General features: G+C 40.4%; 19 protein-coding genes. 5 read left to right on the top strand and 14 right to left on the bottom strand.

Going from position 1 to position 15,566, the window contains the following annotated elements:
• Window positions 1-67: 67 nt before the first annotated feature.
• The 3 genes from J7E38_RS23755 to rpiA form a co-directional block, all read right to left on the bottom strand.
• The gene (locus tag J7E38_RS23755) at window positions 68-364 is read right to left on the bottom strand and encodes a hypothetical protein (RefSeq protein ID WP_214710229.1); all 297 of its coding nucleotides are present in this window, start codon (window positions 362-364) and stop codon (window positions 68-70) included.
• 116 nt (window positions 365-480) lie between these two features.
• Entirely contained in the window at window positions 481-999 is a 519-nt protein-coding gene (locus tag J7E38_RS23750; RefSeq protein WP_214710231.1) for a cysteine hydrolase family protein, read from the bottom strand.
• A gap of 213 nt (window positions 1,000-1,212) precedes the next feature.
• Window positions 1,213-1,881, bottom strand: a complete 669-nt coding sequence (rpiA, locus tag J7E38_RS23745) for a ribose-5-phosphate isomerase RpiA (RefSeq protein WP_214710233.1) — start codon at window positions 1,879-1,881, stop codon at window positions 1,213-1,215.
• 164 nt (window positions 1,882-2,045) lie between these two features.
• On the opposite strand from rpiA, the gene J7E38_RS23740 reads away from it, so the two are divergent.
• Entirely contained in the window at window positions 2,046-2,483 is a 438-nt protein-coding gene (locus J7E38_RS23740) for a hypothetical protein (RefSeq protein WP_214710235.1), read from the top strand.
• Window positions 2,484-2,504: 21 nt separating this feature from the next.
• Here the strand turns inward: J7E38_RS23740 and J7E38_RS23735 are convergent, their stop codons facing one another.
• Window positions 2,505-2,843, bottom strand: coding sequence for a YolD-like family protein (locus J7E38_RS23735; protein WP_214710237.1), 339 nt, complete (start codon window positions 2,841-2,843; stop codon window positions 2,505-2,507).
• Between the two features lie 105 nt (window positions 2,844-2,948).
• Window positions 2,949-3,317 carry a hypothetical protein gene (locus J7E38_RS23730; RefSeq protein WP_214710239.1) on the bottom strand — a complete coding sequence of 123 codons (369 nt, stop codon included), beginning with the start codon at window positions 3,315-3,317 and terminating at the stop codon, window positions 2,949-2,951.
• 166 nt (window positions 3,318-3,483) lie between these two features.
• Between J7E38_RS23730 and J7E38_RS23725 the strand changes: the two genes are divergently transcribed.
• The gene (locus J7E38_RS23725; RefSeq protein ID WP_214710241.1) at window positions 3,484-4,896 is read left to right on the top strand and encodes a LysM peptidoglycan-binding domain-containing protein; all 1,413 of its coding nucleotides are present in this window, start codon (window positions 3,484-3,486) and stop codon (window positions 4,894-4,896) included.
• A gap of 39 nt (window positions 4,897-4,935) precedes the next feature.
• On the opposite strand, the gene J7E38_RS23720 is transcribed toward J7E38_RS23725, so the two are convergent.
• The 5 genes from J7E38_RS23720 to J7E38_RS23700 all read right to left on the bottom strand — a co-directional run bounded on the left by J7E38_RS23720 (window position 4,936) and on the right by J7E38_RS23700 (window position 8,853).
• On the bottom strand, window positions 4,936-5,112 hold the full coding sequence (locus J7E38_RS23720) for a hypothetical protein (RefSeq protein ID WP_214710243.1): 177 nt from the start codon (window positions 5,110-5,112) through the stop codon (window positions 4,936-4,938).
• A gap of 396 nt (window positions 5,113-5,508) precedes the next feature.
• Window positions 5,509-6,489: an ABC transporter permease gene (locus J7E38_RS23715; RefSeq protein WP_214710245.1), complete on the bottom strand. Its 981-nt coding sequence runs from the start codon at window positions 6,487-6,489 to the stop codon at window positions 5,509-5,511.
• Entirely contained in the window at window positions 6,482-7,393 is a 912-nt protein-coding gene (locus tag J7E38_RS23710; RefSeq protein WP_214710247.1) for an ABC transporter ATP-binding protein, read from the bottom strand. Before J7E38_RS23710 ends, J7E38_RS23715 begins: the two co-directional genes overlap by 8 nt.
• Before the next feature lie 14 nt (window positions 7,394-7,407).
• A complete protein-coding gene (locus J7E38_RS23705; protein WP_214710249.1) occupies window positions 7,408-8,190 on the bottom strand; it encodes a GDSL-type esterase/lipase family protein in 783 nt (260 codons plus the stop codon).
• A 153-nt stretch (window positions 8,191-8,343) separates the two neighbouring features.
• Window positions 8,344-8,853 carry a cell wall hydrolase gene (locus J7E38_RS23700; protein ID WP_214710251.1) on the bottom strand — a complete coding sequence of 170 codons (510 nt, stop codon included), beginning with the start codon at window positions 8,851-8,853 and terminating at the stop codon, window positions 8,344-8,346.
• Window positions 8,854-9,166: 313 nt separating this feature from the next.
• Between J7E38_RS23700 and J7E38_RS23695 the strand changes: the two genes are divergently transcribed.
• Window positions 9,167-10,468, top strand: coding sequence for a M14 family zinc carboxypeptidase (locus J7E38_RS23695; protein ID WP_214710253.1), 1,302 nt, complete (start codon window positions 9,167-9,169; stop codon window positions 10,466-10,468).
• Between the two features lie 40 nt (window positions 10,469-10,508).
• On the opposite strand, the gene J7E38_RS23690 is transcribed toward J7E38_RS23695, so the two are convergent.
• Window positions 10,509-10,871 carry a hypothetical protein gene (locus J7E38_RS23690; RefSeq protein ID WP_214710255.1) on the bottom strand — a complete coding sequence of 121 codons (363 nt, stop codon included), beginning with the start codon at window positions 10,869-10,871 and terminating at the stop codon, window positions 10,509-10,511.
• Window positions 10,872-11,011: 140 nt separating this feature from the next.
• Between J7E38_RS23690 and J7E38_RS23685 the strand changes: the two genes are divergently transcribed.
• Complete coding sequence (locus tag J7E38_RS23685; protein ID WP_214710258.1) at window positions 11,012-11,974, top strand: M20/M25/M40 family metallo-hydrolase; 963 nt, start codon at window positions 11,012-11,014, stop codon at window positions 11,972-11,974.
• 212 nt (window positions 11,975-12,186) lie between these two features.
• On the opposite strand, the gene J7E38_RS23680 is transcribed toward J7E38_RS23685, so the two are convergent.
• Window positions 12,187-12,870 (bottom strand): hypothetical protein, encoded by a 684-nt coding sequence (locus J7E38_RS23680; protein ID WP_214710260.1) that lies wholly within the window; start codon window positions 12,868-12,870, stop codon window positions 12,187-12,189.
• A 260-nt stretch (window positions 12,871-13,130) separates the two neighbouring features.
• Between J7E38_RS23680 and J7E38_RS23675 the strand changes: the two genes are divergently transcribed.
• Window positions 13,131-14,120 (top strand): DUF3231 family protein, encoded by a 990-nt coding sequence (locus tag J7E38_RS23675; RefSeq protein WP_214710262.1) that lies wholly within the window; start codon window positions 13,131-13,133, stop codon window positions 14,118-14,120.
• Between the two features lie 268 nt (window positions 14,121-14,388).
• Here J7E38_RS23675 and J7E38_RS23670 read toward each other — a convergent pair whose 3' ends face one another.
• Together J7E38_RS23670 and J7E38_RS23665 are read right to left on the bottom strand one after the other, a co-directional pair.
• Window positions 14,389-14,886 (bottom strand): P-loop nucleotide/nucleoside kinase family protein, encoded by a 498-nt coding sequence (locus tag J7E38_RS23670; protein WP_214710263.1) that lies wholly within the window; start codon window positions 14,884-14,886, stop codon window positions 14,389-14,391.
• A gap of 190 nt (window positions 14,887-15,076) precedes the next feature.
• Window positions 15,077-15,382, bottom strand: a complete 306-nt coding sequence (locus J7E38_RS23665) for a putative quinol monooxygenase (protein ID WP_214710265.1) — start codon at window positions 15,380-15,382, stop codon at window positions 15,077-15,079.
• Window positions 15,383-15,566 lie beyond the last annotated feature (184 nt).

The following is a 15,566-nucleotide window of genomic DNA, read 5'->3' as shown; positions in this document are numbered from 1 at the left end:
CCGTCATTCCGGTTTTTCTTCCCGTACGGGCACATGATTACCTGACTAGTTACCATTGGATGATTTCTCATCCCTGGTCGGGCAAATGACCGCCATTTCTAAAAGCATTGATTTGAGTTTTTAAAGAAGAGTAAACTCCTACCGCTGCATTTCCATAGAAAAAGCCCATGAAAACACCAGCCCAGAGGTTATGTGGGTGAGCAATGAAAATAGAAATAATTAAACCAATCAAATTTGCAATTCCAGGAACGTAGGCCTTGCGGAGATGCATCAATATTTTTAGTATCTGTGTCGCCAAAATGACAACCGGTACAGCGATAACTGCATCCCAAAAGTTCGTGTGTATGATCGGAAAAGCCTCCATGTATTGGACCAACCCTCTTTATATTGATTACTATACATATCTTTTCCTGTCGATTCATTCTTATTACAAAGGTAGTTTTTAGCGGCTTTTCTTTGGCTTAAAATATATCTTTCATCTCATAAAATATTTATAATTTCATCACTATTCTTAACATCGGCAAACCAGCGCAGCACTCCATTATGGTGGTTTATAATCTGCTGTGCTGATAATTCTGTGGTCGGCCAAGTACTATGCAAATCAGACACTAAGGTAACTTTATATCCCTTACTGAACGCACTCCGGCAAGTAGTATCAACGCAAATTTCCGTTTGGATTCCCGCTAACACCAAATGCTGAATGTTCTTCTCTTTTAATTCCTGTTCTAAATTTGTGTTAAAAAATGAGTCTGGAGTGTTTTTTTGGACTCTGATGTCACCCTTTTGAGGTGCGATTTCAGAATGGACCTCCCACAAATGAGTGCCGTACTTCAATGAGAGGTCATTGTGCTGGATGTAGAAAACCGGTATCCTCTGGACACGTGCCTGCTCTAGCAGTTTTTTCATTCCTTTAAGTAATCCTTCCCCATTGAATACCTCGTTCCCTTCCTGAAACATTTCATTTTGGACATCTATTACTAGCAGGGCTTTCTTGTTCATAATCTCATTTTCTCCCCTTATAAAAGCATCTTCTCGAACTTCTTTAGCGCTTCAGGTCCAGCCACATTGTTAACATGTGAAAGCAAATACTCCCTTGCACTGTCTCTAGATGGACCACCCTATGCTACTATTTATAGAAACGGTAAAGTTGTTGTCTTACATGGATTTAGTTCATTTAAAAGCTTTAACTACTTCCTTATCCACTTCATACAATCAATTTTGTTCTGTTTCACTCAATTCACCATTTTTAATCGTAATTAACTTAGACGCATAATTCACAAACAGTCCATTTTCCACCACACCCGGGATCATGTTCAGCTTTACCTCTAGTTCAGCTGGTGATTCAATCCGCTTAAAGTCGCAGTCCAGTATGTAATTGCCATTATCCGTTATAAAAGGTTGGCCTTCTTTTTGTCTTAATTTCGGTATGCAGCGCAGGGTTTCGATTTTTCCGGCGGTCATTTCAACTCCAAATTGGACAACCTCCACCGGCAGTGGAAAAGTCCCCAGCTTATCTGCCAATTTGGCCGAGTCGGCAATCACAATAAAGCTGGAAGCAGCGTTTGCAATGATTTTTTCCCTCAGTAACGCTCCTCCTCCGCCTTTGATCAAATTCATGTCTGAATCCACCTGATCTGCCCCATCAATGGCAACGTCAAGGGCCTTGACCTCTTTCAAATCGACCAGGGGAATTCCTTCTTCCTTCGCTAGCGCTGCTGTCTGTTCGGATGTAGGTACTCCCTTGATTTTCAGCCCGCCTCTTACTAATTCACCGAGTTTTTTGATTGTATAAAAAATGGTGGAGCCAGTACCGAGACCAACCACCATTCCATCTTTGATGTACTCAACCGCCTTCTCACCAACCATCTGCTTTTCATTCATTTATTATCACCTCTCGTTCATTTTACCCTTTAAAAAGGAAATCTCGCTTTTAAGCGATATACGGAGAGTCTTTCCCTTTAATTATTTCATTCAGGCTATTTATTTTTACAAATATTTCTAATATTATAGATTTGAGGTAACACATATGTAAAGGTGGGAGTTTATTGAAAAGATATAACAGTTTACTGCTTGTACTGCTGGCATTTTCGCTTATTGGTAATGGAAATTTATTTAACAAAAATCAAGAGTCAAGGACCGAGCTTTTAGAGCACGAAGTATCAAGCTTCAAAACTCTCACCCAGAATACGTTAACCGGATTAAAGCAGGACAATTCAGCTCTTCTAAAGCAAACCTACAGCAACCTTCAAAGCAATCCGCCTTTTGGTTCCCGATCTTTTGCCAATACCGAACAAGTCCTTAATAAATATGAACAAATTTTCAAGGATTCGATGAACGATAAACAAGGTAGCCATTCACAAGAAATTGCACAGCTTGAAAAAATCTTCAAGATACTTGTACAGCTATCAGAAAAAGAAAAAATCAGTGAAAAAGACGTGAAATCATCATTCACTAAGATCGATGCTATCTTAGCAGTAGAATGAATCCTCTAAAAGAGGATTTTTTTATTCCTTAACCTTTACAGCAACTATATCAGCAAAATTGATGGCAATAGCACTGCCATCTTCAGTAACCATCCGTACCTGCTTACGTATTGGGTCAAGGAAATGGATGTGGCCTGTTTCTTCATATGTAAATCCATCTTCCCACTTCGAGATTATTACTGGGTATGTATATTCCATCGCGTAGCAAATCTGGTTCTCCAGTTCCTGGATTTCGTATTCGTCGAGCAGCGGACGCGGCTGCCGCAATTCATCACGGGCGAGTTCTCTCAATAAGGCCCGATGCTCCGGCATAAAATGTGCAGGCATAAATTTCAGCTTTCCTCTGTCTCGTATTCTCATGCTGACCATCCTTTCGGGATTACTTAAATTTATTATATCCCGAACAAACGTTCGTAAACCATACCCATTTTATTTTTTCATGAAAAAAGACCAGCCTCAGCCAGTCTACGCAGTCACTTCATGATATTTAAAATAAGTTGAGAGCTTTGAATCGACATGATCCTTCCACCCATCCAATGGTACATTCAAATTCTTAAGTATTTTATAGGCATGAACCCAGGCACTCATCTCTGCGGTGATCCGGTAGGACCAATCATTCAGCCATTTTTCATAATCAAGCTCGCCATTGATAAAGTCAATTAAATGGCCAATTTCATGGGCAAAAGCATAAACATTTTCAAGCGTGGTCGACAATGGAATCGTTATGGACATGTTAGGATTAAAATTGATTTTTTTCTTCGAATCGTAAATCACCCTGCAATTCAACTTCTCCGCCTCTTCTACTAAACGTAAAAAAGTACCATACGTAACCATACCATTTTCCCCTTTTTATCTTTCTAGTTTTCTAACTATTATATACTATTCTTGAGGAATGCATACCCTGTTTTTTCTTAATTTTCAGAAATTATCTATTCGAAAATAGGACATCCCTTCCCGGCATATCTTGATAAAAGGTACAAATAATTGGGAGTTGATTTCTGTGAATATACATGTCGTTAAACCAGGTGACAGCCTGTGGAGAATTGCACAGGGATACCAAACAACAATCAATCAGATCGTTTCAGCGAATGAACTCGATAATCCCAATGTATTAGTAGTCGGTCAATCGCTCGTGATTTCGGAGAATAACCGGGAATATGTCGTCCAGCAGGGTGACAGTTTATGGTCAATCGCTACTCGTTACGGGGTTACTCTTCAGGAACTCGCAAGCTACAATAATATAGCGGATCCATCGTTGATATTTGTAGGCCAAATGCTTAAGATGCCGTATTTTTCACATAGGATTCTGGCTGGTGAGACCCTCTGGACCATTGCACAGCGATATAGAGTGACGGTTAACCAGATTTCAGAGGCTAATAATATTTCGAATCCCTCTCTTATTTATCCAGGGTATGTTCTTAGAATACCTGCTCCCGCAAAACCAGTAATCGAGGTTAATGCCTATATAACCAGGATGAGTGAAGCAGGAAGTCAAACTGTCTTAAAATATGGGTCTCTTTTTACCTATTTATCGCCTTTTTCCTATAAGGTAAGTGAAAGTGGTGAATTGATTGAACTACAGGATGCAAGTGTTCTTCAGGCTGCAAAAAGGACCAACACTTCCCCTCTGCTGACCATCACAAATGAAGCAGATGGCTCGTTCAATTCAGACCGGGCAGCTGCCATCCTGCGCAACCCAGCTGTTCAGGATACACTTTTGAACAATGTCCTTGCAGAAATGAAAGAAAAGGGCTATACAGGACTGAATATTGATTTCGAGTATGTGTATCCCGAGGACCGAGAAAACTACAATGATTTTCTTCGAAAGACCGTTGCCCGCATGCATTCCGCGGGTTATACCGTCTCGACTGCCCTGGCACCGAAACAAAGAGCCGACCAGCAGGGCTTGCTGTATGAAGCCCACGACTACAATGCACATGGTCAAATTGTTGATTTTGTCATCATCATGACGTATGAATGGGGCTGGTCCGGCGGCAGGCCATGGGCAATTGCGCCGATAAACGAAGTGAGAAAAGTTTTGGATTATGCTGTCACAGCCATTCCGCGTGAAAAAATTCTGATGGGTGTGCCATTGTATGGCAGGGACTGGAACATCCCATGGGAGCAGGGAACTTACGCGAAGACACTAAGTCCAAAAGGAGCAGTTGAACTTGCCGCACAGCAGGGTGTGAACATCCAATTCGACGATCAGTATCAATCACCCTTCTTCCGCTATACAGACGCAAATGGACAGGAGCATGTAGTATGGTACGAAGACGCCAGAAGCGTCCAGGCCAGATACGACACGGTAAAAGAATACGGACTGCGCGGTGTGAGCTACTGGGTACTTGGCCCTTCCTTTCCGCAGAACTGGCCTGTGCTACAGAAAAATTTTCAAGTACGTAAGCTGTAAACAAACAACAATCCTGCGAATTCGTGATCGCAGGATTTTTTAAATGCCATCAAATATGGACCTCGCCAGGAACCTAAATAAATAGAATACCAGCCGGAATGGAAGGAAGATCAACTCCGGAATATAAAAAAGCACATCAAATACAAAATCCACAAAAGTATAACTGCCGTCCCGCTTCTTTTTCCTTCTCTTTTCCGACCGTTTTTCTACAAACATACTGGTTCCTCCTGTAATTCTTACTTTTCATTGCACTCATTACAAATTATTTTACCCTGATACTGTAAAAATGCTTTGATCTCGGTCATCCCCTTCGATTCCGGGTACCTCATTTTTACGAAGATCTCTTCATTGGCTTGAATTTCTTTCTTACATACCGAGCACTGTGGCGTAATTTTGAACATGAAATTCACCTCGGTTTTAATACGATTTTTAAACAGAAAAGTTTCAACCGTCGATAAAATTACTCCAACCGTCGAAAAAAGCTGTCTAACCGTTAAAAAAACTGCGACAACCGTTCATATATTCCCGCTAACCGTTTATATCTCTTAGTTAAAGCCGAAACAGTCTCCAATCGGTAAAACCCTGACCACTTCGGCCAGGGTTTTTAGCATTTTAATATATATCTTGCCTAATAAAGACAGCAAATGAAACAATCAAAGCTGCCAATCCCCAAACTGCCAGTACCACCAGCGAAAAACCCAGCGACATTCCTTCGATTGGGGGTGCCTGGCCGGACAGGTAGCCTGTCAGATTCAAATTGATCATGAACAGGTATTTTGCCGATTCCCATGATGAGACCATATTGCTGAGGATGGCTCCGGAGATCAGCGCTGCGAGCATGACACCCATTCCGGCTGGTGTATTCCTGATCAGAACGGACAGCATGAATGTGATTGTGCCGACAATGAGTGCCACAAACCAAACAAGGCTGAATTCCATCAGGAGATACTGCCACTGCGGAATCATCTGGACTGCATTCGTGTTCAGTTCATTCCCTTCGACACTGAACCCGGTGATCACAGGTGCTGACCATCCTTGATAACCAAATATGAGCCCGGATATCAAATAAGAGAGCAGTCCAAACAGGACGACGATGATTGAAACGGATAAGATCAATGCAATGTATTTGCTCATCAGGATCTTCCAGCGCTTGACCGGTCGTGTCAGCAACAGCTTTACCGTGCCTGCTGTCCGCTCAGATGACACGATATCTGCCGCGACCACCATGATCATCAATGGAAGGAACAAGTTGATCGAGTGTTCGGCGAACATCCTCGCGAAGCTTGGTGCACCAGGCTCCATCGGATTCACATTTTTATCGAGATAATATTGTTGCTGCTGGATTCGCAGCTGCAGCTCGCTTTTCCACTCGTCTGAAATCCCGCTGCTCGTGATCCTGTTTTGCGTATCGATGATTTGCTGCTGTAAGGTCGTCCGCCAATCCACATCCCCGAAACGCTCTAGCCGTCTTTCAATTTCCCTGTATTGGGAATAGGTGAAAAGCGCCACAAGGACCGCGATGATTCCAGCGACGATCAGGATTCTCTTTTTGCGGACGATTTTCAGCATTTCATTCCTAACGAGGCTAATCAATCGATTCACCTCCAGTCAATTCAAGGAACAGGTCCTCAAGCGCAGGCAATTTCCTGTTCATTTCGTTCACTCGAACTCCTTTTTCCACTAACATCTGATTCCATCTTGCCGATTGAGTTTCAATATAAGGGGTGATAATTGTCCCATCCGGGCCGTCCAGAACATCTGTGACTCCACTTAAAATCTCCCTGGCCGTTTCTCGCGGTACTGCCTGCCAGATGATTTTTTCCTGCAAAGCCAACAGGTTCTCTACATAATCGACTTTAATAATGGATCCCCTCGAAATAATGGCGACACGGTCACACATCAGCTGGATTTCACTCAACAGATGGCTCGATACTAGAACGGTCAGCCCTTCTTCCTCAGCGAGATAACGGATAAAGTTCCGCATTTCCCTTATGCCCATAGGATCAAGTCCATTTGTCGGTTCGTCCAAAATCAGCACTTTTGGCTTGCCAAGCAAAGCCTGGGCAATTCCGAGACGCTGCCGCATCCCGAGGGAATATGTTTTAACAGGGTCGTGAATCCGTTCTTCCAGACGTACAAGCTTGACGACGTAATCCATATGGGCACGATCCACTTCTGGCAGCATCCTCGCAAAATGCTCAAGATTCTCCCAGCCTGTCAAATAGGAATAGAGTTCAGGATTTTCCACGATACAGCCCATCTGTGCCATCGCTTTCGTAAAATTCTTCCTGACATTATAACCGCCTATTTCAATTGTTCCGGCACTTGGTTTAATCAATCCGACAAGCATACGGATTGTGGTCGTTTTGCCCGCTCCATTTGGTCCAAGGAACCCAAAGACCTCTCCTCTTTTTAAATCAAAGTCGATTCCTTTAATGATCTCTTTTTTGCCGATTGTTTTTCTCAGCCCTTTTACAGACAGTGTAATCTCACTCATCCTTCTTCCCCCCTTTACCATGTAATTAAAGACGCGACCCGTTCCGCAATGAGTCTGTATCCCTCTGCATTCGGATGGAATTTATCTGTATATAAATAGTCGTTCACACTCAACTGGAACAAGTCGAAGGTCGGCACATAAATCGCCTTCTGCTTCTCATCAAGAAGCTTGTTTGTATCGTAGTTCCAGTCACGGACAATTTTCGTCGTTGCCGTTGAATCATTCAAATCAATGAATGGATTATACAACCCAATATGGAAAATGACTGCTGAATCATTCAAACTACGCAATTCTGTGAGGATGGAATCAAGATTTTTTAGATATCCTTCCTTCGCCTGGGTTATGTTCTGCTCATTCATCTCTAAAAACGTTTGTCCGCTCTGGAATAGATCATTACCGCCAATCGTAATCAGTATGTAATCTGCATCCTGGACTTTCCGCCGGATTTCGCCTTCTTTCAGCTGTTCCAGCAATTGATTTGAACGATAACCTTTGACTCCATAGTTATGTATCGAAATTTTCTCTTTTGATTTTTCTTCAAGCTCTTCGACAAGATAACCAATATACCCCTTGCCCGTGTCATCCCCGGTTCCCCGTGTCAGTGAATCTCCGAGGGCAACAATAACCTTGGCGTCTTTATTTGATGGTTTATCCTCAGCGGGCTTTGTCTGCTCAATGGCATCTGCTGCCCCTTTGCTGAAAAATTGGTTTTGAATTGTCCAGCCAAGACCAAACAACATCAAGACCAATGAAAACATTGAAAAAACAAGTGTTATTCCAACCGTATATTTTTTCACCTAACCATCCCTCGTTCCACTAATTGGTAAGCTTTATTTTATAATAATTTCTCCGTTAATAAAAATGATAATACTGTGGCAGATGTGCTGGCAGTTGATTTCTTCTCTTTTAAAAAGCAAAAAAGCGCGCAGCTTTTTATGCTGTACGCGCTTTTAGATGGCAAATGCATGTTTTCCAATCGTTTTCACGACATCACGAGTGAAAATCCACTTGCTTGTTGCTGTTTCCGGATTATAGAAATAAAGGCAATCGATTTTATCTTCATTTTCCAGTGCATCTTCAACTGCTTTGATTGCTTCTTCATTTGCAGGTTTATTGATCGCACCATTTTGGACCGGCTGGAATGCGTTTCGCTGGTAAATGACTTCTTTTACGGTGTCAGGAAATTGTTCGTTCTCCACTCGGTTCAGGACAACTTCCGCCACAGCCACCTTACCTTCATATGGCTCACCTTTTGCCTCCGCATGGACAAGGCGTGCAAGAAGCTTCACTTCCTCTTCCTTTATGAAACGTTTATCCGTGACCGCAGACTCCTTGACGACAACATCCACCTTTTTCGTTTTCAATGTATCCGCCTGATTGGTTTTTGTTGATTCAGCATAAACTGTATATGAACCAATTACTAATGTAAGGATTGAAACCAGCATAAGAATTTTTTTCATTGTAAACCTCCTGTTTGGTTTATTAGACTGCACAGGCCCTATATTAGGCTAACAGGCTTACAATCATATCACACTAGTGAATCATTGGGTTAAACTTAAACTTATACCAAGAAGGGCAAAAACTGTATCTATTATTACGTAAAGATCCTCCCTCGTAACCTTTGTTACATTTTTTTAATGCTTGTATCCAATTTCCTATCTATTTCGTAAGTCTAAATAACTGTTTTTCCAAAAATTCAGAATAAATATTCTTTTCTCTCCGGCTCCATGTTAATATGTTTTGGAAACTATTAACATAGAGGAGGATGCTAGAATGAAGAAGAAAAAAGCACTAGGTTACATACTTACAAGCGGTTTGATCACTGTTTCTCTGCTAGGCACAACAGTTCCAAGTTTCGCAGACTCATCTACAACACCAAACGGTCCATGGGTTCAGGATGAACAGAATCTTTCTTTTGAAAGCCTTATGTCGAATGAGCAACTGGAAAAAAAACTAATACAGATTGAAAAAAGCTCCCATGGCAGAATGGTCCTTGAGCAGTTCGGTACGTCTAATGATGGCTATCCGTTATACGTCAGCAAATTCGGTGACAATGATCCGAACAAACAGCGGGTATTAATTTATACACAGATCCATGGCAATGAAACACTCGGAACAGAGGCAGCTGTTGAATTAATGCAAAAGCTGGCGGCTGGCGGCCAAGAAGCGGATAAAATTTTGGATAAAGTCAGCGTCTGGTTTGTGCCGCGTATCAATCCGGACGGTACTGCCAATCTGTATGAAGGCAAGCCGTTTCCAACTCGATACTCCCATCAAACATGGAACCCAGAGGAACTTGGCCTCCCTTCCGGAACGAAAGCCCCGTGGTATTATAATGCAGAAGGAAGCGAACGAGGACAAAATAATGATGGAAAAGTTGTCTATGGAATTCCGGGCTTTGACCTGAACCGGGATTTTCATCCAGACTATGATTTTGACGTAAGTGAAGAAATCAGCAAGGATGCGGCCAAAGTAGCAAGTATTTTAAATGAAAGAGGGACAAACAATGGTGCTCAGGCATCGCTAGTCTTCTCTCCAGAAACACGCGCACTGACAAAACTGGTTAAGGAACTGAATCCGGACGTGGCCATCGACCTGCATCACCGCGGATTCAATCGCCTGTCTGAAGATGACAGCCGTTCCGTGTCCATACAGCTGCTTGCGCAATTCACGACCAAGCCATACACAGATCCTTTCAGTGAGAAAACTTATGACCTGGACCCTGAAGTATTGGCATTAAGCAAAAAAGTTAATGCAGTGGCATATGAATCTTTGCAAAGAGGAAATTCCTCTTACGGAGCCATTCAAAAATACCCTACGGTCAATTATCCGGGATCGGGTCTAGGCGCCATCCAACTGAATGGTACAGCAACAATGCTAATTGAAATTAAAGGACAAACCCAGACACTTGGCCAAAAACAAAACGGGATGTTAAAGGAAACGGCAAAGGTTCCAGTGATGGCCGTGTTGAACAGCATAGCTGATGGCACTGTTGAAAACGCAGATCCTGCTGTCTATGATGCGATCCCAGAATATGCGCTTCCGGTAAGTCCTGGCGGCGGGCACGACCATTAAGCACAGAAACACCGCACGTGAGTCCCTCCGTGCGGTGTTTCTATTTTGGTTGATGTTCATGTCTAAACCACTTTAGACCATTTTTCAAGGTATGCAGGCGAGCAGTCAAAATAAATAGATCATCAGAGTTATTTTCAACATAGTGTTCAATAATACTGAATCCTTTTCTGAACCTGTCGACCAGCAATAACGTGTATTTTTCATCCCATTCAAACGTATTAATCCTTTTCAGCTCAGAAGCCAGTGACTGAAATTTATACTCTTCTACCCACGACCTGACCTGATACAATTTATCGTGATTCAAAATCAATCCCGATTTCTCCCGAAAGCATTTTTGAACAAAGTCGGAAAAACCCCTGATATGATCAGCCAATAGATTGGCTTTTTGCATTTCAAAATTCAAGTTCCTCCCCTCCCTCAAATCAAAATATGCTTTATGCCGCAAATTTATACAAATCTAGGAAAATAGTCTGTTTTTATAAGGCCGAACTTGATTTATAATTATGCGTATTGTTGTATTTTTATATAAAAGGAGGAAATTCTATGAAGAAATCGATTTGGTCCATTCTAGCTGCTTTTGTTCTGTTACTCTCTGCCTCAGGAAGTGCCTGGGCGTATGCCCCGTCTGTCGTACATAAACCTGGAGCACTCGCCTATGAACATACTAAGTATTTATCTGAAGAAATAGGCAGCCGAGTGACTGGTACCGAGGGAGAAAGTTTGGCAAAAGAATATATTAAGAAACAATTTGAAGAGATGGGTTACAACCCAGATGTGCAGGAGTTTTCTTTTACAAAAAGAGGTACAACACTCTCTTCCTCAAATGTGATTGCATACAAAAAAGGTAAATCTTCTAAACAAATTATCGTTGGGGCTCATTCTGATTCAGTCAAAACTGGCAAAGGTGCAGATGATAACGCATCTGGAGTTGGAGTGATGCTTGAAGCAGCACACGTCCTGCAAAAGGTATCCACTCCATATTCCATCGTCTTTATCGCTTTCGGAGCTGAGGAAGGCGGTTTGAATGGTTCGAATTTTTATGCAAGCCAGATGACAGCAGCCGAAATTAACAATACAGTAGGAATGATCAATCTCGATAGTCTTGCCGTTGGCGACAAAATGTATGTTCACGGCGGTGCAGGTGATGCAGGCTTCATCCGGGAACAGGCTTTGAACATTGCAGAAAAGAAAAAGCTTGATATCGGAATAAATCCAGGACTGAATGAACATTATCCAGCTGGAACAACAGGCGACTGGAGCGACCACGCACCGTTTAATGAGCTTGGCATCCCATTTGCTTACTTAGAATCTACTAATTGGGAAATTGGCGATTTGGACGGATATGAGCAAACCCTGGAATATGGCGGTGTCTGGCACACAGAAAACGATACACTCGCATTCATTGAAACCGCCTACCCAGGCAGAATCCAGGAACGACTTTCCAGCTACAGCCAGGTCCTGACAGAATTACTGAAGCATTTTAATAAAACAAGCACATCTAAATAGGATAAGAAAACCGCTCAGGCAATGTCCTAAACCGTTCCGTTTTACGGTGGATGATCTTATAAATGACAATGAAAATGGCGTGTAAACTGATATCAGTTTTGACACGCCATTTTTCTGATTTTTTGTATTTTCGGTCCTAAAATAAATGTTCCTATTCGACATAAGCAACCGTTCGTTAAATAAGAAAGTAGCTAGAGATTGGCTTCTTCCCTCTAAAGTTTATATTTTTCAAAAGTTTTATTTGGTGAAAGACCTACCGATTCATCAGGCACATAACATTCTTTATCATGATAAGGCATTTCTAACGTTTCCCATTCAAAATCATCTTCAACACATTTAATAAATAAATCATATCCCTCGCCATCAGAAGGCATTAAACCTAATCTTGTTTCTTCATGCCTTAAGGCCACTTCAATTGCATCTTTTAATTCCAATAAAGCTGTTCGATTGGCAATAAGATAAGCGTTACTGTGCCACATTTGTTGACCAAAAATATGACATATAGGCATAGGTTCATCCTCATCATAGAAACTATTGTTATATACATGGTTTATATGTTTGAATACCTCTTCAGGACTATCTACATCTAAATAAACGTCCATGCCACATTCCGAATATCGTTGTCCTCCGCCCCAAAACTGCGAAACAAAGTCCTCACGTATATCATTGTTTTCCACAAACAAATATCTTTCCAAGTCATCTTCTAAATCCTCGAAATAGTAACTGTGAATTTGTTTTTCATCCCTTATATAAATAAAATGATAAAGATTACTTACCACTTTTTTAGTTTTCAACAATTCAAAGTTATATTTCTTTGCCTTTTTAGGCTTTAATACTCCATTGACAAAAGGTGTCCCTGGAATATAAATAGCTGTAAATAACTTTTCATTAGCCATTTTTTAATCACCTCTTAACATCTTATTATACCTTCATATCCTGAAGTAATCTGTTTCGTTTAATCAATAAGGATTACAACAAAAAATGGCGGCTAATCCTTCCTGGATCAACGCACCCTTAGTTTAAGTACATTTCTACACCTACCACCTTATTTCACTAACTGCCCCGTTTGTAAAATCACCCTAATTTTACTGTATACCTAATTTTTATTAACATAAAATACTACCAGAAATACAAGAGAAAAGTTGGAGGGATTTCTTTGAGCATTTTTGGTAAAACAAAACCAGATAAGTTAACAGCTGCGGAAGTATCCGCTCTTTGGCTTCAATATATGGGTGATAGTATGGCTATATGTGTTTACAAATATTTTAATAACATTGTGGAAAACAAAGAGATAAAACCCATTTTGGAATTCGCATTAGAGTTAGCAGGGAGCCATATTAAAAAAATCACTGAATTTTTAAGTAGTGCTAATTTCCAAATTCCGATCGGATTTTCCGAAAGTGACGTAAACATTAATGCTCCTCGTCTGTTTTCTGATCAATTTTTACTCTTTTACTCCTATATTATGACCATACATGGATTATCCGCTTATAGTTTAGCAATTACTAATTCGGAGAGACGAGACATTCAAAATTACTTTTTTGAATGTACGGTAACATCTAATGAATTATTCCAAAAAATAATGGAATTAGCTAGAAAACAGCCAAAATATAAAAGTATCCCTTCCATTCCTTCGCCTCATGGTAATAAGTTTATGGAATCACCCCGCTTCATTTCTAATTTGGTTGGTGACAAAAGACCATTAAATAGTTCGGAAATCAGTACTCTTTTCTTTAATTCAACGAAAACCGGATTTATCAGATCGTTAAGTTTAGGTTTTAGTCAGGTAGCGGTGCGTGACGACGTTCGTAATTTTATGTTGAAAAACGTTAAATTAGCAGGAAAAGATGCTGAAAGTTTTGATGCTATCTTGCAACAAGATCATTTGCCAATCCCTGAGAAATGGGATAATGAAATAACAGATTCTACTGTTAGTCCATTTTCTGATAAGTTGATCATGTTTCACGCAGGTTTTTTAGTAAATGCAGCCCTTTCATACTACGGTGCATCACTAGGTTCCAGCTTCAGATCGGATATAATTTTAAACTATTCTAAAGTATTTACCCATGCTATGGAAGCTGGTGCTTTTTCTTACAATATTATGGTTAAACATGGATGGTTAGAGGAACTACCTGAGTCACATTGAAAAAATAACTGTGGTATGGGGCGTTGTACTATTGTATAACCGCCCTGTTATTTTTTCTTTAATCAGGAAAAAAACGACCTGTTTTCTTCAACTTACCTGAACCTTTAGCTCATTAGGAATTCAACAAAAAGGCGCATTAACCCTTCTTCGATCAAAGCACCCGTATGTTTAAGTGTATAACTTAACAAAGATAAATTGATATTAACGTATATACATAAAAACTCCCAGAGCAATAGGTACTCTATGCACAAGAATCATTCAACTCTTGTTATTCTTTTCCGCTAAACTCTAAAATATTTAAACCCTCAGATGCCTGTGGTGCTTCAAAAAAACTTGTAACTTGAATAAACACCGCTTCAGTGTCAAAAGCTGCTCTTTCAGGTTGTTCATTACGCCTTTGTGCAATTTGACGTAAGCATTGCTCGTTATTAAGATTAAGGAAAATTAGTTGATGGCTTGCATTTACCTCTGAAGCGATAGCCAACAACCACTTTCGCTGTTTTTGAGTATTACCTGGAAAATCCATCACGACATCTGTTCCAACACTTAATATGTTTTGGACATGCTTTTTCACCAACGGTTTGATCTGAATTGAGAATTTGAGATAGTCATCAAATGATGTAATCAAATTGGGATAAAGAGATGCAAGCCATTCATCTTCAGATAACAGTACCGCCTGTTTATCTATCGATAATTGTTTTGATTTAGTTGATTTTCCAGCTCCCATTTTTCCACAGAAAAAGTATAGTGTCCCCAATTGTTTCATTTTTTTAACCCCCCACTCCTATTTTAGTTTAAACTTTATACTTCGTTGGTTAAGATATAATTTACTTTTCACATCAATTTTACCTATTCCTTCTTTAACAAACCTGCTTCTTATGTTTAATAAGGAATTCAACAAAAAAGGCGGTTAATCCTTCTTGGATCAACTCGCCTGATAGCCCAATATTAATTAGTTATATACCCTTCCCACCTCTTGTTTTTAGAGTGCTGATTCTCTCCATTCCAACTATGATTGGTTTTGCACGCTTTATTAAAGTTTGTGTAGCTTCAAGGGTTAAAGAGGCTTGATGAGAATTTTCATTGCTCCATACTTCATAAACATAAACAGAATTTGGTTCACTTTCAGAAATATTAACAAGATATATCTCGCATTCATCTAGATTCTTCATTGATTCTGCTGCTTCCAACAAAATATCTACCATTGTGTCACGTTCGCCTTCTTGTACCGTAAACCTACCAAACAAACTGAATTTACTCATTATGATCCTCCTTAATTTTGGTGACCTGTTAATTGTTTCTACCTCACGTCTCCGTTATCCTGTTATTTCCATTAATAAAATAACAATAAAGGTTCTTTAACTAAAATGCATCTTTAGTTTAGTATGGGATTCAACAAAAAAGCCCGCTAATCCTTCCTGAATCAAACCAGCTAATAGGAGTCAA

Source organism: Bacillus sp. ISL-35 (assembly GCF_018613355.1).
In the GTDB taxonomy this organism is placed as follows: Bacteria; Bacillota; Bacilli; order Bacillales; family Cytobacillaceae; genus Mesobacillus.
The sequence above is the reverse complement of the archived record's forward strand: the minus strand, read 5'-3'. Positions and strand labels throughout refer to the sequence as shown.